The sequence below is a fragment of the Phaeobacter sp. CC-HEC084 genome, from assembly GCF_059429255.1.
In genome coordinates this window covers 1,214,413-1,234,961 of sequence record NZ_JCAIJQ010000002.1, presented here as the reverse complement: position 1 = coordinate 1,234,961, position 20,549 = coordinate 1,214,413, and the positions used below count along the sequence as shown (strand labels likewise).

General features: G+C 60.9%; 15 protein-coding genes. 7 read left to right on the top strand and 8 right to left on the bottom strand.

Features of this window, described 5'->3' with window-relative positions; genetic code table 11:
* Positions 1 to 11: 11 nt before the first annotated feature.
* Positions 12 to 1,805, bottom strand: a complete 1,794-nt coding sequence (locus AC5SSZ_RS06345; protein WP_495437635.1) for an O-linked N-acetylglucosamine transferase, SPINDLY family protein — start codon at positions 1,803 to 1,805, stop codon at positions 12 to 14.
* Between the two features lie 236 nt (positions 1,806 to 2,041).
* Between AC5SSZ_RS06345 and AC5SSZ_RS06340 the strand changes: the two genes are divergently transcribed.
* The 5 genes from AC5SSZ_RS06340 to AC5SSZ_RS06320 all read left to right on the top strand — a co-directional run bounded on the left by AC5SSZ_RS06340 (position 2,042) and on the right by AC5SSZ_RS06320 (position 5,944).
* Positions 2,042 to 3,187 (top strand): acyl-CoA dehydrogenase family protein, encoded by a 1,146-nt coding sequence (locus AC5SSZ_RS06340; protein ID WP_274834238.1) that lies wholly within the window; start codon positions 2,042 to 2,044, stop codon positions 3,185 to 3,187.
* A gap of 8 nt (positions 3,188 to 3,195) precedes the next feature.
* Positions 3,196 to 4,236, top strand: coding sequence for an enoyl-CoA hydratase/isomerase family protein (locus AC5SSZ_RS06335; protein ID WP_495437634.1), 1,041 nt, complete (start codon positions 3,196 to 3,198; stop codon positions 4,234 to 4,236).
* A gap of 3 nt (positions 4,237 to 4,239) precedes the next feature.
* Complete coding sequence (gene mmsB, locus AC5SSZ_RS06330) at positions 4,240 to 5,112, top strand: 3-hydroxyisobutyrate dehydrogenase (protein ID WP_274833716.1); 873 nt, start codon at positions 4,240 to 4,242, stop codon at positions 5,110 to 5,112.
* Positions 5,113 to 5,246: 134 nt separating this feature from the next.
* Entirely contained in the window at positions 5,247 to 5,438 is a 192-nt protein-coding gene (locus tag AC5SSZ_RS06325; protein ID WP_065270379.1) for a YgaP family membrane protein, read from the top strand.
* 191 nt (positions 5,439 to 5,629) lie between these two features.
* The gene (locus AC5SSZ_RS06320) at positions 5,630 to 5,944 is read left to right on the top strand and encodes an excinuclease ABC subunit A (protein WP_274833718.1); all 315 of its coding nucleotides are present in this window, start codon (positions 5,630 to 5,632) and stop codon (positions 5,942 to 5,944) included.
* Positions 5,945 to 5,974: 30 nt separating this feature from the next.
* Here the strand turns inward: AC5SSZ_RS06320 and uvrA are convergent, their stop codons facing one another.
* The 7 genes from uvrA to AC5SSZ_RS06285 form a co-directional block, all read right to left on the bottom strand.
* Entirely contained in the window at positions 5,975 to 8,836 is a 2,862-nt protein-coding gene (uvrA, locus tag AC5SSZ_RS06315) for an excinuclease ABC subunit UvrA (RefSeq protein WP_274829247.1), read from the bottom strand.
* Between the two features lie 94 nt (positions 8,837 to 8,930).
* Positions 8,931 to 10,106 carry an MFS transporter gene (locus tag AC5SSZ_RS06310; RefSeq protein ID WP_495437633.1) on the bottom strand — a complete coding sequence of 392 codons (1,176 nt, stop codon included), beginning with the start codon at positions 10,104 to 10,106 and terminating at the stop codon, positions 8,931 to 8,933.
* A gap of 142 nt (positions 10,107 to 10,248) precedes the next feature.
* The gene (lpdA, locus tag AC5SSZ_RS06305) at positions 10,249 to 11,643 is read right to left on the bottom strand and encodes a dihydrolipoyl dehydrogenase (RefSeq protein ID WP_274837128.1); all 1,395 of its coding nucleotides are present in this window, start codon (positions 11,641 to 11,643) and stop codon (positions 10,249 to 10,251) included.
* A 375-nt stretch (positions 11,644 to 12,018) separates the two neighbouring features.
* Complete coding sequence (locus AC5SSZ_RS06300) at positions 12,019 to 12,597, bottom strand: DUF924 family protein (protein ID WP_495437632.1); 579 nt, start codon at positions 12,595 to 12,597, stop codon at positions 12,019 to 12,021.
* Between the two features lie 139 nt (positions 12,598 to 12,736).
* Positions 12,737 to 14,011, bottom strand: coding sequence for an MFS transporter (locus tag AC5SSZ_RS06295; RefSeq protein WP_065270385.1), 1,275 nt, complete (start codon positions 14,009 to 14,011; stop codon positions 12,737 to 12,739).
* 197 nt (positions 14,012 to 14,208) lie between these two features.
* Positions 14,209 to 15,273, bottom strand: coding sequence for a tRNA preQ1(34) S-adenosylmethionine ribosyltransferase-isomerase QueA (gene queA / locus AC5SSZ_RS06290; protein WP_495437631.1), 1,065 nt, complete (start codon positions 15,271 to 15,273; stop codon positions 14,209 to 14,211).
* A 65-nt stretch (positions 15,274 to 15,338) separates the two neighbouring features.
* On the bottom strand, positions 15,339 to 18,854 hold the full coding sequence (locus AC5SSZ_RS06285) for a YhdP family protein (RefSeq protein WP_495437630.1): 3,516 nt from the start codon (positions 18,852 to 18,854) through the stop codon (positions 15,339 to 15,341).
* 47 nt (positions 18,855 to 18,901) lie between these two features.
* Between AC5SSZ_RS06285 and AC5SSZ_RS06280 the strand changes: the two genes are divergently transcribed.
* Positions 18,902 to 19,363, top strand: coding sequence for a peroxiredoxin (locus AC5SSZ_RS06280; RefSeq protein ID WP_274829238.1), 462 nt, complete (start codon positions 18,902 to 18,904; stop codon positions 19,361 to 19,363).
* A 178-nt stretch (positions 19,364 to 19,541) separates the two neighbouring features.
* The gene (locus AC5SSZ_RS06275) at positions 19,542 to 20,396 is read left to right on the top strand and encodes a ferritin-like domain-containing protein (RefSeq protein WP_495437629.1); all 855 of its coding nucleotides are present in this window, start codon (positions 19,542 to 19,544) and stop codon (positions 20,394 to 20,396) included.
* Positions 20,397 to 20,549 lie beyond the last annotated feature (153 nt).

Sequence of the window (20,549 nt, the reverse complement as noted above, 5' to 3'; positions counted from 1 at the left end):
AGCGGCCTCTGTCAGTTCAGGGACAGGTGCTTGGGCTTGTATCCTTCCTCATAGCGCAGGATTGCCTTTTCCATCAGGTTCTCGAAGTCGCGAACATACTGCTCCGAGTCATACAGCGGAGTGGTCCAGAGATTGTCCTTGAGACGCTGTTTAATCTCGTTCAGAGCCTCACGATCCGTCGCTAGTTTGTACGCTAGGTCGTAGTACTCCTCTTTTGTCTCGGTCACCAGATCCGGGCACCCTATTGCGGTGACGATGCTGGCTGCGACACGTGCAGCGAACTGTTTGCCAGCCTTGGTCACGATTGGCAGCCCGGACCAGACCGCCTCACTTGCGGTGGTATGGGCGTTACAGTTGAACGCATCCAGGAACAGATCTGCCCGCCCCATCCGGCTCACGTGTTCTACCATGGAAACCCTTGCCGCGAACACCAGCCGTTCGGGTCCGATCCCGCGTGCTTTCGCCTCCCGTAGCAGGTTCTCCTGAATGGTGGTGGTCGGCGCAAAAAGCCAAAGCACACTGTCCGGCACATTGTGGAGAAGCTTCGTCCAGACATCGAACTCGGCCGGTGTGACCTTGTTCGGGTTGTTAAGGCTGCAAAACACAAACGCATCTTCCGGAAGCCCCAGTTCAGCGCGAGTAGGCATATCCGGCGAATGCTCCCTTGTGTTGTCATTCACCTGATAACAGTTGGGCATATAGAGAATTTTTTCACTGAAGTGCTGACGCAGCGATGGCGGCACCGTAATTTCATCCCCAATGAAATAGTCCATCGTCGGCAAGCCGCTCGTTCCCGGATAGCCGAGGAAAGCAACCTGAACCGGCGCCACCCGCTCTGCAAATGCAGCCAGCCTGGCGCCTTTCGTATAGGTTTTCATGTCGATTGCGATGTCGACGCCATCCTTGCGCGCCAACTCAGCCATTTCATGATCACTGATATCGCGCACGTTGTGATAGATATCCGCGCTCTCTTCCACTTGCAGTCGCACGGCACTATTTCCAGAACTGCCATAGTCATAGATAATAACCTCAAAGCGCTCACGATCTATTAGATCGAAAAACCGTCCCATCAGGAGCATTGTGGCGTGATCCCTGAAGTCGTCGGAAAAGAAACCGATCCGGATTTTCCGTCCGTGAACGCTGGTCCGGGAGAAACGCTTGTTTTCCTTAATCCGTTTCATCAAATCTCTACACCGCGCTTTGACGCGCACCTTGTGCAACGCCGGATCGTCCGTCAGACCCAAAAGCGTAAATGGCTGCACATCAAGGGGACACCTATCGCCCAAGCGCAAAATCTGCGGCAGCCGGTCAAAGAAACTCCAGTCGCTGTCCTTCATACTGTTATGAGCCCAGTTATAACCAGAATAGGCATCACTCGGATCGGTATTATGTGCTGCCTGGAAAAAACCTTTGGCATCGTGGGAGTTCCCCATGAGCCCCAGCAGGCTTCCGATCGAGTTCAACACTTGAGTGTCCAGCGGGTTGACACCCATTGCAGTCATGTAGGTTAAAAGCGCGTTATCCTTATCATCCTGCTGCAGGTAAACATCGCCTGAAAGCCGAAGAAGAACGATGTCTTCGGGATAGATCGACAGAGCCTCGTCAAGCATGGCACGTGCGGCGTTGTAGTCGAGCGAGACCACCAGATCCATCGCGTCGTCAATGTACTTCCGCGCAGTTTTTACCGTGCCAGCCTGACTGCCTTGCTGAATTCCAGCCTTCTTTTGCGTTTCGAACATCGCCAACCCTGCTGTTACCGACTGATTCGACGCGTTTTTCTGAAATTGGAAATCGAATTTTGACATGGATCTCTTCCGAAGTTCTGACAGTTCTATGATACCGTTCGCCGGCACATGGGCGTGGCTGCACTCTATGGCCGCGGTTCCTAAGAATTGGTTTCCGAAATCAAAATTCGCCTTAAAGGTGTGCCGCCGCCATTCCTGCAGCACGGCTTTGCAATTGCACAGCTTGCTCTGAGAGGCGCCTGCGGATAAGTAAATAAACAACCGTTCAATTCACACCGCGCCAGGGAGGACACGACGTGGATTTCGCTTTGACAGAAGAACAGACCGCCATTTTTGACATGGCTCATGCCTTTGGTCAGGACAACATCGCCCCCTTTGCCCGCCAGTGGGAAGCCGAAGGCACCATTCCCAAGGATCTTTGGCCCAAGGTCGGTGAGTTGGGCTTTGGTGGGCTTTACGTCAGCGAAGAAGGCGGCGGATCCGCTCTGACGCGTCTTGACGCCACGCTGGTGTTTGAGGCGCTGTCGATGGCCTGCCCCTCGGTTGCGGCCTTCCTGTCGATCCACAACATGTGCGCCAAGATGCTGGACACCTTTGCCAGCGACGAAATGAAGGCCCGTGTGATGCCCGACGTTCTGACCCTCAACACGGTGCTCTCCTACTGCCTGACGGAACCCGGTTCGGGGTCCGACGCGGCGGCGCTGAAAACCCGCGCTGAAAAGACCAACGAAGGCTACACCCTGAACGGCACCAAGGCCTTCATCTCGGGCGGCGGATATTCCGACGCTTATGTCTGCATGGTGCGGACCGGCGAGGATGGCCCCAAGGGGATCTCCACCGTCTATGTCGAAGACGGCACGCCGGGCCTGTCCTTTGGTGGGCTTGAGGACAAGATGGGCTGGAAAAGCCAGCCGACCGCGCAGGTTCAGTTCGACGATTGCAAGATCCCCGCGAACAACCTTGTCGGCGAAGAAGGCAAGGGCTTCAAATACGCCATGATGGGCCTGGATGGCGGGCGTCTGAACATTGCGTCCTGCTCGCTTGGCGCGGCGCAGACCGCGCTCAACATGACCCTGCAATACATGAGCGAGCGCAAAGCCTTTGGCCAGTCGATCGACCAATTCCAGGGCCTTCAGTTCCGCCTTGCGGATATGGAGATTGAACTGCAGGCCGCACGCACCTTCCTGCGTCAGGCCGCCTGGAAGCTGGATCAGGGCGCGCCGGATGCGACCAAGTTCTGCGCCATGGCCAAGAAATTCGTCACCGAAGCGGGATCGAAGATCGTCGATCAGTGCCTGCAACTGCACGGGGGCTATGGCTACCTCGCGGATTACGGCATCGAGAAACTGGTCCGCGACCTGCGGGTTCACCAGATCCTTGAGGGCACCAACGAGATCATGCGCGTGATCGTTGCCCGCCACATGCTCTCTGAAAACCGCTGAGGTCTGGGATGAGCGATATCGACATTCGCGTGACCGGCTCTGCTGGCCGGATCACCCTGACCCGTGAAAAGGCGCTCAACGCCCTGTCCTATGACATGTGCATGGCGATTGATGCGGCATTGAAGGACTGGGCAACCAATGATGCGGTCAAAATCGTCGTCATCGATGCAAGCGGCGAAAAGGCCTTTTGCGCTGGTGGTGACATTGCCGAGCTTTATGCCACCGGCACCAAGGGCGATTACGACTATGGGCGCACCTTCTGGCGCGACGAATACCGCCTGAACGCGCGGATCTTTGAATACCCGAAACCTGTGGTCAGCTTCCTGCAAGGCTTCACCATGGGCGGCGGCGTCGGCATCGGCTGCCACGGCACTCATCGGATCGTCTGCGAGAGCAGCCAGATCTCCATGCCCGAGACTGGCATCGGCCTGATCCCCGACGTGGGCGGCACGCTGATCCTGGCGCTGGCGCCGGGGCGATTAGGCGAATACCTCGGTCTGACTGCGGGCCGGATGAAGGCCGCCGACGCGATCTACGCCGGTTTTGCCGACCACTATATCCCGCAGGAGAAATGGCCCGGGCTCATCACCGCGCTGGAGCAGGACGGCAACCCTGATATTCTGGCCAACGCCGCCGAGGCCGCGCCCGATGGCACACTGGAGGCCATGCAGGGTGATATCGACCGGCTGTTTGCCGGGGAAACCCTCAATGACATCCTGACCGTCCTTGAACAGGACGGCTCGGAGTTCGCCACCACCGCGCAAAAGCCGCTGATGCGCAATTCGCCGCTGTCCATGGCCGCGACCGTAGAAATCCTGCACCGGCTGCGGGGCGCGACCCTGACCATCCGCAAGGCGCTGGATCTGGAGTATCGCTTTACCTACCGGTCGATGGAAAAAGGCGATTTTCTGGAAGGCATCCGGGCCCAGATCATTGACAAGGACCGCCAGCCCAAGTGGCAATACGCGGACCGCTCCGTGCCAGCCGTTGCCGTCAGCCAGATGCTGATGCCGCTGGGCGCAGACGCACTGACATTTGAGGAGGAGTAACCCATGAAGATCGGATTTATCGGCCTTGGCAATATGGGCGGCCCGATGGCGGCCAACCTGGCCGCTGCAGGCCATGATGTCACCGGCTTTGACATGGCTGAGGTCAAGGTCGAGGGCGTCACCATGGCCCCATCTGGGGCCGAAGCCGCCAAGGACGCCGACGTGGTCATCACCATGCTGCCCAACGGCCAGATCCTGCGCAGCGTGGCGGATGAGATCATCCCGGCGATGAAAGCGGGCGCGGCATTCGTGGACTGTTCTACCGTGGACGTGGATTCCGCCCGCGCCGTAGCAGAGCAAGCCGCCGCGGCAGGCCTGTTGCCCGTGGATGCGCCGGTTTCGGGCGGCATCGGCGGCGCCGCGGGCGGTACGCTGACCTTCATGGCCGGCGGCTCGGCTGAGGCCTTCGAGAAGGCAAAGCCGCTGTTTGACATCATGGGGCAGAAGGCCGTGCATTGCGGCGATGCGGGCGCCGGTCAGGCGGCCAAGATCTGCAACAACATGATCCTTGGCGTCACCATGATCGCCACCTGCGAAGCTTTTGCACTCGCCGACAAGCTGGGGCTGGACCGGCAGAAAATGTTCGATGTGGTCTCCACCTCGTCGGGCTACAGCTGGACCATGAACGCCTATTGCCCGGCGCCGGGCGTCGGCCCGCAATCGCCCGCCGACAACGATTACAAGCCCGGTTTCGCGGCCGAGCTGATGCTGAAAGACCTGCGCTTGTCACAACAAGCCGCAGACAGCGCCGATGCGGATACACCGATGGGCCAGCTCGCACAGGCGCTTTATGCGCAATTCGTCGAGAACGAGGACGGCATGGGCATGGATTTCTCGGCCATGCTGCCCCGGTTCGAAAAACGCAGCCGCGACTAAGGCACAGCAACAGATCAGTTGCCGATCAAATACAGGGGCGGACCGGATGGTGCCGCCCCTTTTCATTGACCCACATCATGTTCGACCGTCCTGACGCCGGGTATTCTCTGCCCATAACGAGGAAAGGACATGCCATGTTTGCAAACAACGTTGGGGGTCTGGACAAGATCCTGCGCATCGTCATCGGCGCATTGCTGATCGTAGGCGCGCTGATGGGCTATGGCTGGTGGATGTGGATCGGCGTGGTGCCGCTGGTGACGGGTCTGCTCGGGACCTGCCCTCTGTATTCCATCCTTGGCGTCAATACCTGCCCGATGAAGAAATAGCGACCGCTGGGGATTTGGTCGACTGGACTCCCGGATTTGGCTGCAATCTGCCGCTTTGATCCGGCCAATCGGCAAAATCAGGCTGAACAACTGCTCCCAGATGGTTTCGCAGGGAAGGCACCGGCTTGGCGCGCTATCCTTTGCGCTGACCGCCAATCAACGGTTGGCACAAAGCACAGGAAAGGAGCGTCATGCGTTTCATCATCACTGCTGTCATTCTCGGCCTCAGCCTCCCCGCCGCCAGTTTCGCCGCGCCGAAGGGCTGCCCGCCGGGGCTGGCCAAGAAGTCCGTTCCCTGCGTGCCCCCGGGTCAGGTGGGCAAGCACCGTGGCCCGTACGCGGTGGGGGACAGGCTGATGAACTACATCATTCTGCGCGACCCCAAGCGGTACAGGCTGGACCCGAGGTACACCTATTACCGCAGCGACGGATATCTCTATCGTGTCGATCCTGAAACCCGCAAGGTTCTGAACCTGATCGGTGCGGTTGCGGACATCCTGGAATAATCTGAGCCGCGCCCGCAGGGAGAGGCTGCCTTACTCGGCAGCCACCCTGCCCGCTTGCTCCAGCATCGGTTTCAGATAACGCCCGGTATGGCTGCGCGGCTCTGCGGCCACCTGTTCCGGCGTGCCGGTGGCGACGATTTCCCCGCCACCATCACCGCCTTCTGGACCGATATCGATGATATGATCGGCGGTCTTGATGACATCAAGGTTATGTTCGATCACCACCACCGAATTCCCCTGATCCACCAACTCGTGCAGCACTTCGAGCAGTTTTTTCACGTCTTCGAAATGCAGACCGGTGGTGGGTTCGTCCAAGATATAGAGTGTCCGGCCAGTGGAGCGTTTCGACAGTTCCTTGGACAGCTTTACCCGCTGCGCCTCACCGCCTGACAGCGTGGTCGCTTGCTGGCCCACCTTGATATAGCCAAGACCAACCCGCATCAGCGCGTCCATCTTGTCACGGATCGAGGGCACGGCGGCAAAGAACTGCTGCGCCTCTTCCACGGTCATATCCAGCACATCCGCGATGCTCTTGCCTTTGAAGGTGACTTCAAGTGTTTCGCGGTTATAGCGCTTGCCTTTGCAGGTCTCGCATTCCACGTAGACGTCCGGCAGGAAGTGCATCTCGATCTTGATGACGCCATCCCCCTGGCAGGCCTCGCAGCGCCCGCCCTTGACGTTGAAGGAGAACCGCCCCGGCTTGTAGCCGCGCGTCTTGGCCTCAGGCAGACCCGCGAACCAGTCGCGGATCGGAGTAAAGGCACCGGTATAGGTCGCCGGGTTCGAGCGCGGTGTGCGGCCGATGGGGCGCTGGTCGATGTCGATCACCTTGTCCAGATGTTCCAGCCCCTTGATGGTCTCACACGGCGCCGGGGTCTGCCGCGCCCCGTTGAGGCGCATCGAGGCGGTCTTGAACAGGGTTTCAATCGTCAGAGTGGATTTACCGCCCCCGGATACGCCGGATACGCAGACAAATTTGCCAAGCGGGAATTCGGCTGTCACCTCTTTCAGGTTGTTGCCGGTCGCCTTGACCACTTTGATTTTCTTCTTGTTGCCCTTGCGCCGTTTGGCAGGGATTTCGATTTCCCGCACGCCTGACAAATACTGCCCGGTGACCGAAGCCGCATCGGCAGCGATCTGCTGCGGCGTGCCGTGGCTCACCACCTGCCCGCCATGCACCCCGGCACCGGGGCCGATATCGAACACATAGTCGGCCTGACGGATCATATCCTCGTCATGCTCGACCACGATCACCGTATTGCCCTGATCACGAAGGTTTTTCAGGGTCGTTATCAGCCGGTCGTTGTCGCGCTGATGCAGGCCAATGGACGGCTCATCCAGAACATACAGGACCCCGGTCAAGCCTGAACCAATCTGGCTGGCCAGTCGGATCCGCTGGCTCTCGCCGCCCGAGAGCGTGCCGGAATTCCGGCTGAGCGTTAGATATTCAAGGCCGACGTTGTTCAGGAAACCCAGCCGTTCGCGGATTTCCTTGACGATGGCGCGGGCGATTTCCTGTTTCTGGGTGCTGAGGTGATCCGGCACCTCCTCGATCCAGGCGAGTGCCTCGCGGATGGATTTCTGCACCACCTGACCGACGTGGATATCGGCGATCCGCACCGCCAGCGCCTCTTCCCGCAAACGGTAGCCGCCACAAGCACCGCAGGGGCGATTATTCTGGTAGCGTTCGAATTCTTCGCGGATCCAATTGCTGTCCGTCTCGCGGTAGCGGCGTTCCATATTGGGAATGACGCCTTCGAAAACGCGGGTCACGTTGTAAACCCGGCCGCCTTCGTCATAGCGGAACGGGATTTCCTCATCGCCCGAGCCATAAAGGAACACCTGCTTCACATGGGCAGGCAAATCCTTCCATGGCGTGTTCTTGTCGAACTCATAGTGCTTGGCAATCGCCTCGATGGTCTGCAGGAAATAGGGAGATTTTCCCTTGCGCCAGGGCGCCAGCGCGCCGTCATAAACCTTGAGGCTCTGATCCGGCACCACCAGACGTTCGTCAAAGAACAGCTCCATTCCCAGCCCGTCACATTCCGGACAGGCACCGAATGGCGCGTTAAAGGAGAACAGGCGCGGCTCGATCTCGGGGATGGTGAAGCCGCTGACGGGGCAGGCAAAGTTTTCCGAGAAGGTGATCCGTTCGGGATCGCCTTCACGCGGAGCCGTTTCCAGAATGGCGATGCCATCAGCCAGATCCAGCGCGGTGCGCAAGCTGTCCGCCAGCCGGGTTTCCAGCCCTTCGCGCACAACGATCCGGTCGACGACAACGTCGATGTCATGGCGGAACTTCTTGTCCAGCGTCGGCGGTTCGTCCAGCTCATAGAATTCGCCGTCCACCTTGACCCGCTGGAAGCCCTGCTTCCGAAGTTCAAGGAATTCCTTTTTGTACTCGCCCTTGCGATCCCGCACGATGGGCGCCAGCAGGTAGCCGCGCGTGCCCTCCTCCAGCGTCATGACACGGTCGACCATATCCTGCACCTGCTGCGCCTCGATCGGCAGGCCGGTCGCCGGGCTGTAGGGCGTCCCTGCCCGCGCGAACAACAGGCGCAGGTAGTCGTAGATTTCGGTCACGGTGCCAACGGTAGACCGCGGGTTTTTCGAGGTGGTCTTCTGCTCGATGGAGATCGCCGGAGATAGGCCGCTGATGTGATCCACATCGGGCTTTTCCATCATGTCGAGGAACTGGCGCGCATAGGCCGAGAGCGATTCCACATAGCGGCGCTGCCCTTCGGCATAGATGGTATCAAAGGCGAGCGACGACTTGCCCGAGCCGCTAAGGCCGGTGATCACCACCAATTCGTCGCGCGGAATGTCCACGTCGATGTTTTTCAGGTTGTGTTCGCGCGCGCCGCGCACCTCGATGGACTTCAGCTCAGCCATGGAACCCCCGTTATCCGCGCCCCGGCCTGCACCGGTCGCCCGACCCTACAGATAGGCAAAGCTTTCCGAGTCTCCAACCCAAAATCGAGAACGTTCAGCGAACATTTGATTTTCTGCGCAGTGCCGCCAGCCAGCCATGCACCAAACATCCGCAGATGAACACAATGACGCCGGTCACGATCATGCCATTATAGCCCGCCAGCCCCAGCACCCAGACCATCAGCGGCGTGCCGATGGTATTGCCAAGATTACCGGCCATGGCGAGGGCGCCATTGGAGCTGGCCTGATCGACCGCCCCGGAATTGAGCTGCGCCACCGAGGCAAAACTCGGTCCTTGCACCAGCCCCAGCGCCCCGGCCAGCGCCAGACAGGCCAGCGGCGCACCGGGATCGGCCCACATCCAGACCAGCGCCAGCGCGCTGAGCGCAAAGCCCGCCTGGATCAGTGGCACTGCATGGATCCGCCGCAGCAGGAACACCCCCAGCGTCATCGACACTGCGATGCTGGTCAACGGCATCGCGCCCATCACAAAACCCCGCACCTGTGGCGCCAGATAGGGCGGCAGGACGGTCAGGATCGCGACGAAACAGATGGTGTAGAACAGCCAGCCAGCCGCAGGTGCCGACAGCCAGGGAGAGCGGAAAATCTCCAGATGCAGACGCGGTAGATCGGCGAACCGGGGTAGCGGCTGGCGCGGCGGCACCGGCACATCGCGCAGCACCCGCAGCAGCAACAAAGCCAGCGCTGCCATGATCACGGCGTGGGTGGCAAACAGCGCCTGAACCCCAGCCATCCGTGCCAGCGGAACGCCAAACCACGAAAGGAACGCAAAGGCTACCGCGAAAAACGTGCTCCACAGCGTCAGCGCCGCGCCCCGGTGCCGATTGGAACTGATCTGGGCAATCAGGGTCGGTGCCGCCACCACCACGCCCAGATGCGACAAGCCTTCGATCACGCGGGTGGCCAGAAACAGCGAGAAAGGCAAATCAACGCTTTGCAGGGCGGACATCGCAGCGCCGCTGGCCAGGGCCGCCACAAGCGTGCGGCGGAAGCCGAAAGAGGCCACCACCATGCCCGCAATGACACCCAGCCCGATCCCGAGGAACCCAACCAGCGACACCGTGAATCCGATGGCGCTGCCCGCATCGGGAAACAGCTCGGCCATCTCGGCGAAGACCACGCTCACCTTGCCATATTGCGCTGCAGCGCCAAGGCCAGCGCCCCAAATCAGAAGGATCACACTCCAGCGGGTGTCCTGGCTCGGTGTCATGCTGAAATCCCGTCTGAATAGGTCATGATAAATATGCCTCGCCGCAATACCTCGAAACAATTGCAGCGACCAGCCGCTCAATAAAAAACCGCCCAAAGCCGGGAATGGCTCTGGGCGGTGCGTGTGTCACATATCGCAGCGCTTAGAAGTGAATGGTGCGGTCAAAGGCGTTCAGAACGCTTTCATGCATCATCTCGCTCAGCGTCGGATGCGGGAAGACGGTGTTCATCAGGTCTTCCTCGGTGGTTTCCAGCTGGCGGCCCACCACATAGCCCTGAATGAGTTCCGTCACCTCGGCGCCGATCATGTGTGCGCCCAGCAGCTCACCCGTCTTGGCGTCAAAGATGGTTTTGACCAGCCCTTCGGGTTCTCCAAGCGCGATGGCCTTGCCATTGCCGACAAAGGGGAAACGACCCACCTTGATGTCGTACCCCAGCTCCTTGGCCTTGGCCTCGCTATAGCCGACCGAAGCCACCTGCGGATGGCAATAGGTGCAGCCTGCAATGCTTTCGGGTTTGACCGGATGGGCGTGTTTGCCTGCGATCAGCTCTGCCACCATGACGCCTTCGTGGCTGGCCTTATGCGCCAGCCAGGGCGCCCCGGCGATATCTCCGATGGCATAAAGCCCCTCGACGCCGGTGCGGCAGAATTCATCGGTCACCACATGGGTGCGGTCAACGTTGACGCCAAGCGCCTCCAGACCCAGCCCTTCGGTATTGCCAACGATGCCAACGGCCGAGATCACCGTGTCGAATTCCATCTTCTGGACCTTGCCGCCAGCCTCAATATGAGCGGTGACCTTGCCTTTTGCCCGATCCAGCTGCTTCACCATGGATTTCTCCATGATCTTCATACCCTGCTTCTCAAAGGCCTTCTTGGCCATGCCGGAAATCTCGGCATCCTCGACCGGCAGCACCCGGTCCATCACCTCGACCACTGTGGTGTCGGCGCCCAGCGTGTTGAAGAAGCTGGCAAATTCGATGCCGATGGCACCTGATCCGATCACCAGCAGCTTTTTCGGCATCCGCGGTGCGGTCAGCGCGTGGCGGTAGGTCCAGACCAGATCACCGTCTGCCTCCAGCCCCGGCAGCTCCCGCGCGCGGGCGCCGGTCGCGAGGATGATGTTCTTGGCCGCCAGGTCCTCGGTGCCCTTGTCGGTCTTCACCGAGACCTTGCCCTTGGCGGGGATCGTCGCCTCGCCCATGATCACGGTGACCTTGTTTTTCTTTAGTAGATGCGCGACGCCCGAAGACAGCTGTTTTGCCACCCCGCGCGAGCGTTTCACCACCGCGTCCAGATCGTAGCCGATGCCATCGGCGCTGAGCCCGAATTCCTTGGCCCGGTGCATCAGGTGGAACACTTCGGAGGAACGCAGCATCGCCTTGGTCGGGATGCAGCCCCAGTTGAGGCAGATGCCGCCCAGGTTCTCACGCTCGATGACCGCGGTCTTGAGCCCCAGCTGGGCCGCGCGGATGGCAGCCACATAGCCGCCGGGGCCTGCGCCGATTACGATCACGTCATAGGTTTGTGCGGCCATGATATCCCTCGCCAAACTGGATCTGAAACTAGTTTACCGTTAAACCAATTTTTTGCACGCTGCAATCTCGCAGTGACAAAAGCCTTTGGGAACGTGGTTGGCATTTACACCAACCGGCATTCACCGCAGAAACCTGCGCGCCAGAACAACCATAGGCACAGTCCCTGCTACAGACCACAGAAAATCCCGCTCCAGCGCAGTCATCCCGCGACGACCGTTTCAAGAAGATGTGATCACGGCTGGCTGCATGGAGGGATGGAAAACGGATTGTCTGACGCCGAAAGCCCGGCACAGAAAAGGCGCTGTCCGACCGGGCAGACAGCGCCTTTAGAATGTCAGCGTCAGGGATGCACCCGGATAGTCGCTCCCCTCGCTTCAGCTGGCTTGCTGGAAGGTCCGGATCGTGGCGCCATAACCGCCGGCTTCGACATAGTCGCGCTCCGGCTCGGTGCTGTGGCGCAATAGCGCCTCGTTGCGATAAGGGAAGCGGCCGAATTTCCGGATCACATCGCGATGGGCGCGCGCGTGCAGCAGATTGGCAGCACCATATTCGGGCATCCGTTCCTTCAGCAGGCGCACGCAGCGCTCCTGATCGCACAGGTTTTCCGAATGCATCAGCGGCAGATAAAAGAACTGCCGCGCAGGTTCATCGATCTTCAGATCCCATTTCTTATTCAGCGCGTTCTTGGCCACTGCCAGCGCAATCTCATCCGAGGCAAAGGCCAGCCCTTCGCCGCGGAACATATTGCGCGGGAACTGGTCCATCAGGATGATATAGGCAAGGGTGCCACTGGGATAGGTGAGCCAGAGCGAGAACTTGCCCTCGCAGGCCTCCTCCCAGGCCTTTCCGAACCGTTTGCGGATGGTCGCGTCCAGATCATCATCCTGCACATACCAGCCCTTTTCTCCGACCTCATCCAGCCAGAATTCAAGGATTTCTTCGGGGCCAACCATCCCATTTACTCCAAAAGTGTTGCCTACCTCCAAGTTCAGAAGATTTTGCCCCCTCATGGCAAGTCATAGAACCGTCACAAATTGCAACAGGAGCGGCAATTGGTGAAATATTGCTCACGTTTCCTGCAGGTTAGCGCAATCACCCGGCCTCATGCGCGGCTTCCTGCTCTTCCATCTCGGTTTCGATGACGTATTCCTGTGCAAATTCGACCGCCACGGGCGAGCCTGTCGGAGCCATCGGCGCGAAGGTGCCCGAATCCTCGGCTGCGATCGAGGCACGCTGCGTCGTCCGATAAAGCGCGTATGCCGCCAGCGCAAAGGTCAGCACCGCCATGATCAGGAAGAATCCCGGCGGGCCAAAGACGCTTTCGCCCATCAGCCAACCGGTGATCAGTGGCCCGGTAATGGCGCCAAGGCCGTTGATGAAGACCAGCCCGCCCGAGGCCGCCGCCATATCGTCGTAATCCAGATAGTCGTTGGTATGGGCGATCAGCAGCGAGTAAAGCGGGTTGGTCATCCCGCCGATAAAAAAGGCCGCCAGCAGCAGCATCCAGAAATTCGCGCCCATCGCCATACCCAGAACCGCCGCTGCGCCACTGAAGGCCGCCGCGAACAGGATCACCACGCGCCGGTCCATGCGGTCGGAAATCCATCCCAGCGGATATTGCAGCACCAGCGCGCCAACATAGAAGGTCGCGACGAACAGCGAAATCTGCGGCAAGGTCAGCCCGGCCGAAGCCGCGTAGACCGCGCTCATCCCGAACTGGGCCGAGAAGACGCCGCCCAGCAGGAACATACCCACGCAGCCCAGAGGCGATGCATCCATCAACTGGCGCAGGGTCATCGGTTTCGTGGTGTCAAAGGCAGGCGTCGGCGAAATTGACAGCAAAATTGGCGCGAAGGACACCGAAATCACAACCGAGGCGATCACAAAGGTCTCATAGCCCGACGGGTTACCAAGCAGCATCAGCGCCTGCGCCGAGACGATGCCCAGCATCTGCACCAGCATGTAAAGCGACAGCGCCTTGCCGCGGTTGGCATTGTCTGCCGCATTGTTCAGCCAGCTTTCAGCGGTGACATACACGCCGGAAAAGCAAAACCCGATCAGCACCCGCCCGGCCATCCAGGCAAAGGGATTGGTGATCGCGGGATAGAGAATCATCACGGCAGAAATCAGCGAGGCCAGCGCCGCAAAGACGCGGACATGGCCGACCCGCCGAATCATCTCCGGCGCCATCCGCGAGCCGCCCAGAAAGCCGACGAAATAGGCGGACATGACAAAGGACATCTGCAACGTCGAGAACCCTTCAAGGTCGCCGCGCACCCCAAGAATGGTGCCCTGAAGACCGTTCCCGATCATCAGCATTCCCATCCCCAGAAGCAGCGCCCATGCGCTTGAGAGTACCTGCAGCATTGCCCGTATCCTTTTGCATCCGCCGCCTGCCCCCGGTTTCGGATCCGGCAGGCGGTGTTTCATTTCGCATCTTCCGCCCTTATCTGCGGATGCGGATTCTGGAAAGAACTATCGCAGATCGCACAGTCGATTTCATCCCGCCGTCACGTTTACGGCGGAAAGCTCTGTGTTTTCTATGGATCTGCCTGTGGTTAGATCTAACGCTCTGCCGTCGTCGGCGGTATCAGAAGCGACGCATCGCCATAAGAGAAGAACCGGTAACCGGTCTTGACCGCATGGGCATAGATCTGCCGCACGGTCTGCTGCCCCATCACCGCGGAAACCAGCATCATCAGGGTCGAGCGCGGCAGGTGGAAATTGGTCATCAGCGCATCGGCAACATGGAAGGTGAAACCGGGATAGATGAAGATATCTGTCTCCCCTTCCCAAGGCGCAATCGCACCACTGCGCGCGGCGCTTTCGATCAGTCGCAGCGCTGTGGTCCCCACCGGGATGATGCGCCCGCCTGCGGCCTTGGTCGCTGCAATTTCGGCAGCGGCTTCTGGGCTGACCCGCCCCCATTCGGCGTGCATCTTGTGGGTGGTTACATCCTCGACCTTGACCGGCAGGAAGGTGCCCGCGCCCACGTGCAGAGTGACATAGCTGAACGCGACACCGCGATCCTTCAGCGCCTGCAGCAGCGGTGCATCGAAATGCAGCGAGGCAGTCGGCGCCGCCACCGCGCCGGTGTGGCGCGCCCAGACGGTCTGGTAATCGGTCTTGTCCTGCGCATCCGCCGGACGTTTGGCGGCGATATAGGGAGGCAGCGGCATGGCGCCCGCCTCGGCCAAAGCCGCCTCGAATTCATCGCCTTCCAGATTGAACCGCAGGGCGCCCTGCCCGTCGGCAACACCCTCCAGCACGGCGCTGAAACCATCGGCAAAACGGATCGTCTCGCCCGGTTTTACCTTTTTCAAGGGTTTCAGCAGGGCATTCCAGGTACCGTCTGCGCCCGGCTCCAGCAAGGTGACTTCGATGCGGGCGGAGGTATCGCCTTGCGCACTGCTGCGATGGCGCTGCCCCGACAGGCGCGCTGGAATAACCTTGGTGTCGTTCAACACCAGACGATCACCGGGCTGGAACCACTCCGGCAGGTCTGAAACCCGCGCATCGGTAATCCGGTCCCCTTCGGCCACCAGAAGACGGGCCGCGCTGCGCGGAGAGGCAGGGCGGGTTGCAATCAGATCCTCGGGGAGATCAAAGTCAAAATCGCTCAGTTTCATGCGGCGGCATATAGGAGCTTTGTGATGCCTTGGCCATGGCAATCTGCGCCAGATTGCCTGTGTGCTCAGCGTTCGCCGGCCTGAGGAGCGGTCGGGGCGGCTGGCACCTCTTCGGGCGCCAATGGCCCGCTGGTGGGCGGCGGCGCGGCGGGGGTCTGCCCCGGCACCTCCGGCGCCCGGCCCCGGAACAGCTCGCGGAAGATGCCCGGCGCGAGGCCCGACAAAGGGTTGACCTGCACCTTGGGATCATCCGCCGTGCCCCGCAGCCGGTAGGAAAAGCCGATCAACCCTTCGCCCTTGCGGGTCAGGACGCTGCCGATGGCGTTCAGCACATAGATCGGGGAAATCACCCCCCGCATATCCAGTGCCGTGGTCTCGAGATTGTAATTCCCGTCCATCGACAGACCGATCGACGGCCCCACTGCACTGCTTTCGTGAACGATCAGATGGGTGGCGCCAAGGCGGAACTTTGCTTCGACTTCAGAAAACTGAATCCCCTGCCCGGCGAGTTCATTGACCAGACCCACGAGGCTGATCGCGTTGACCAGCGCTGCCATGGAGGGCGCGTCCTTCACCCGCGTGTTGCGCACGGTCATGCGGCCATCGTATTCGCCCGGCGTGGCTGCAGGCACCAGCGTCATGTCAAAACTGCCGCCCTGACCGTGCCGCAACACCCCGGCCGATCGGAAGATCCCGCCGGCATCCTCGGACTTGATCCGCGTCGCCGTGCCGCCCTTGTCCGGGACCACAATACCGCTCAGCGGGGTCTGACCATTCAGCCGCGCGGTGAACTTGCCATTGAAGCCGCCCGCCGTGGAAAACCGCCCCTGAAACCCATTGAGGGCGATACTGTCAGTTACCTGCAGCCGATCAAGGCTCAAGAGGATCGGTCCGGTGCCGCCCGACCCGGAGCCACTGCTGCCGCTGGAACTGGTAAAAGGCACCCGGCGCATATCGATCACGCCGCCGCCAATACGGATTTCCGGTGCCGCCACCCCGCGCCCGACAAATGTCACCGGTCCGCGCAGCCAGCCATCCAGCGACACTGCGCTAAAGGCCGCTCGGTCCAGCCCGCCATCTTCCCGCGTGGTCACGGTACCCTCGGCCTTCAACCCCGCAGCCTCGACCCGAAGCCGGTCCACCGAGGGCTGCGCCCGCAGCGTTACCACAAGATCCAGAAGACCCGTGTCCGCCTCCGCCTTGCGCCAGCTCAGCGCCGGAATACGCAGACCGATCCCTTCGAGCGCCGAGCGTAGGTTCAACTCGGGTGGCACCCCGGGCGCAAGGCGCAGCACGAATTCGCCCTGACCGGTCCCAAAGACGGACCCTGTCGGCAAGCCGATATTGAACCTCTCCACAACCGCGTTCGAAAGCGCCACCTTACCGGTGACATAGCTGGTCGGATCGGTACCGGGGCCAACCGGCTGGCGCCATGTTGCCGTCAGCGGCACATCCGACAGGGTCGCAGCACCAGAGAGCTGCACGTGGCTTTGATCCCCCGACAGCTCCAGCCGCTCTGCGGCGACCGGATGTCCCGGCACCAGAACCCCGCTACTGACGCCGGTCACGCTGCCCGTGTAGTGATAAAGGATCTCTTCTGGCGGCACGCCCGCGCGCAGGGGCAGCGACAAGGTTCCGCTGACCTGCACCTGGCCCTCTGCCAGCTTCACCGGCAGCCCCGCCTTGGACATGATATTGAGCGGCGGACGTTCGAGCAGCGACAGCCCCGCCGTTACCGCACCCGAGGCCTTGACCCGGACGATCCCCGGCGCACCGCCTTTGATCGAAGTGTCGGGAATGATGAAAGACGTGCCCGTCACATCCACAGCGCCACCGTCATCGGCGGTCACCGTGCCCCGGCTGGCGATCACCACCAGACGCGTGCCGTGGATGCTGAAATGGCCATCAGCGCCCCGCACCGGCGGCAGATGTTTCTGAAAGCGCGCATCGACCCCGGAAAAGGTGGTATCCAGATGCAGAAACGGCTTTTCCAGCCCGGCGCCACGCAACGCCACATAGGCATCGCGGGCAGTACCTTGATAAAGGTTATCCCGCACCCACTCGCGCGGTTTCGGCGGCGCCGCTGCTGGCCACAATTCCTTGATCCGATCCACCGACATCTGATCCACATGACCATTCAGCGCATAGGTCCATCCTGCTTCTTCGGCGGAGACCTTGCCGTCGAGCAGGATGTTGGAATCCCCGTCCTGGATCAAAACCTCGCCCAGGGTCAGGCTAAAGGGTTCCGGCTCCAACCGAAAATCCACCCCAACGCCCGCCAGTTCCAGCGGCTGATCGTACAGGTCGCGCGGGTTGAGGCTGAGGTCGGAAAACTGCAACTGCCCGACCAGTTCTGTGAGCCGCCCGTTCTCGATCCCGCTCAGATGCGCGCGCCCCTCCATCGTACCTGAGACCCAGCCGCTTTCGACTTTCAGCTCATCGAACTGCAGGGCCTGCTGATCAGGGTAGTAGGTGAAATAGCTATGCGCGCTTTGGATCGGCACGGGGCGGGTTTCTTCCGACGGCTGGATCACGCCACGCCCGATTTGCAAGCCAGCGGAAAGGGTCAGCAGCTCGCCTTCGCTGCCCAGGCCACCGCGGAGCGAGCCGGAAATCGGTGCCCGCAGCGCCTGAAGCCAGCCAAGCGCCGGCGCCTGAACCGCGATATCCTCGCTCGCGATCTCTTCGATCAGGAACCCGAATTCGGCTGAGGCATCGCCGATGTCGGATTTGTAGTTGGCCTCAATGGTGCCAACATACTGCCGCCCGCTCAGCACAGAAAAGCCGCCAGACAAGGCCAGCGATCTGTCCTCACGCGCCAGCCGCACGGTGCCGCCGTCCAGTGTCCAGACCCGGTTCAGTCGGCCGTCTTCATAGCGCAGCGTCAAACCTTCGGTCTCAACCTCGGACAGTGCGGCAAGGACCGGGCGTTCAAATTGGGTATCCCAGTGTTCGATCAATTGCGGCAGGTCGGATGCTTCGCGGAACGGCGATCCCGCCTCGGAAAGGCTGAGTTCGAATTTCCCATCCGCGCCGCGCCGCAAAGAGGCAAAAAGCCCGCTGAGCCAGATCTTACGGGGCTGAAACTTCCCACTCAGCAAGGGTCGCATCGCCAGCGACACCTGCGCATCCGCCAGCCGCGCTACCGGCGTTCCATCCGCCTGCGCCAGAGACACATCGCGCAGCCCGAGCCGTGGGCGCCAGCCCTTGTTCACAACAAGGTGGATTTCCCCAAACTCGATCTGAAGACCACCAAGGCTTTGTTCCAGGCGCGTTTCGACCTTCTGGCGCAGCCATTGCGGCGCATCGATGCGGGTGCCGATCCCGAAATAAACCGCGCCAGCCCCAAGAAAGCATAGGACGGCCACAACGCGCACCACGGTTTTCAGCCGCTGCCAGCGCCGCCGGTCTTTGGGGCGCGCCGCAAGCCCTTCCGCGGCCTCCGCATCAGCGGGACCAGCGACCTGCTCGGCCCGCGCAGCCTCCTGCCCGGACACCGCCTGATCGGCAGCCTCGGGTGCCGCGACTTCCTCCGGCTGATCCGCTGACCTCGCGATCTGTGCTTTTCCTTTGCTCGCCATAGCCTATTTATGGCACCCAATGATGCAAAACCAAGCGGAGACCCCATATGCTCGAACCATCCGATCTCGCCCCGATGTTCACCCTGCCCCGTGACGGCGGCGGTGAAATCTCGCTTGCCGACCTCAAGGGAAGAGCCGTCGTCCTGTTTTTCTATCCGCGAGATGATACCCCGGGCTGCACCAAGGAATCCATTGGATTTTCAGGCGCTTTGCAGGCTTTTGCCGATGCCGGGGTCGAGGTTTATGGGATTTCCAAGGACACCGTCGCCAAACACGACAAATTTGTTGCCAAACATGAGCTGACCACGCCGCTCCTCTCCGATGCCGAAGGCACCACCTGCGAGGATTACGGCGTGTGGAAGGAGAAGAACATGTACGGCAAAAAACACTGGGGCATCGAACGCTCCACCTTCCTGATCGACGCCGAGGGCCGCATCGCGCGGGTCTGGCGCAAGGTCAAGGTGGACGGACATGTTGAGGAGGTTCTGGAGGCCGCAAAGGCACTTTGAAGCCTGTAGAATGATCCACCCGGCGCCGCGCGCGGCGCCGGGCCCAACGGGAGCCGGTCACTTCGCAAGTGACCAACGACGGGCTGGAGGTCCCGGCCTTCGTCACAGACAAATCCGTTGCCATGGCGCGCGCCACAGGGCAGGAACGCGGCGCAGCACGAAACCCGACGGAGGCGAGATGACCGACACCCCCAGTTCTGAGGCCGAACTTTCCCTCGCCGAAATGGCGACAGAGGTTCTGACCACCGCCGACGGCCGCCAAAAAACCGCCCTTTCCCGCCAGCACGCGGCCCGCTGGTTTGCCTATCGTCGCGGTGAGGCACCCGAGATCCCGGTCGGCACCGCCAGCCCGCCACTGCGCCCGGCCCGGCCCGAAAAGCCGGAACTTCTCGATCCCCGCGACGTGCCAAAACGCAAACCCGGCTCCGAGGCGGGCCGTATCGCGCTGCTCCATGCGGTGGCCCATATCGAACTCAACGCAGTCGATCTGCATTGGGATATCATCGCGCGGTTTTCCCATGTGCCGATGCCGATCGGGTTCTTTGACGACTGGGTCAAGGCGGCGGATGAAGAATCCAAGCATTTCAACCTGATGTGCGATTGCCTTGAAGGCCTTGGCAGCCACTACGGCGCCCTTCCGGCCCATGCTGGCATGTGGCGTGCTGCCGAAGACACCGCCGAGGACCTGATGGGCCGTCTTGCCGTGGTGCCGATGGTGCTTGAGGCCCGGGGTCTTGATGTCACCCCCGGCATGATCAAGATTTTCCGCCAGGCAAAGCTGACCCAGGCAGTGGAAGCCTTGGAGGTGATCTACAAGGAAGAAGTTGGCCATGTCGCCTATGGCTCCAAATGGTTCCATTTCCTTTGCGGGCGCGAGAACCTCGATCCCAAGGATGTCTTTCACGATCTGGTCCGAACCTATTTCCACAGCACGCTGAAACCGCCCTTCAACGAGGAAAAACGCGCCGAGGCCGGGCTGCCGCCCGATTTCTACTGGCCGCTGACCGACACCGGCGCACAGCCCCCAGGCTGACTTCAGGCTGACAAAGCGGCCGGGCGGCGCGTGACTGCCGTCGCCCGGCCGCTACCCGGCAAATTTCCGCCAATATCCTGCCTTGCAGGCACAAATTCCTTACTGATTGGTCAACAGACTTGCCCAATGAAGCCCGGCTGGCTATTCAAATGG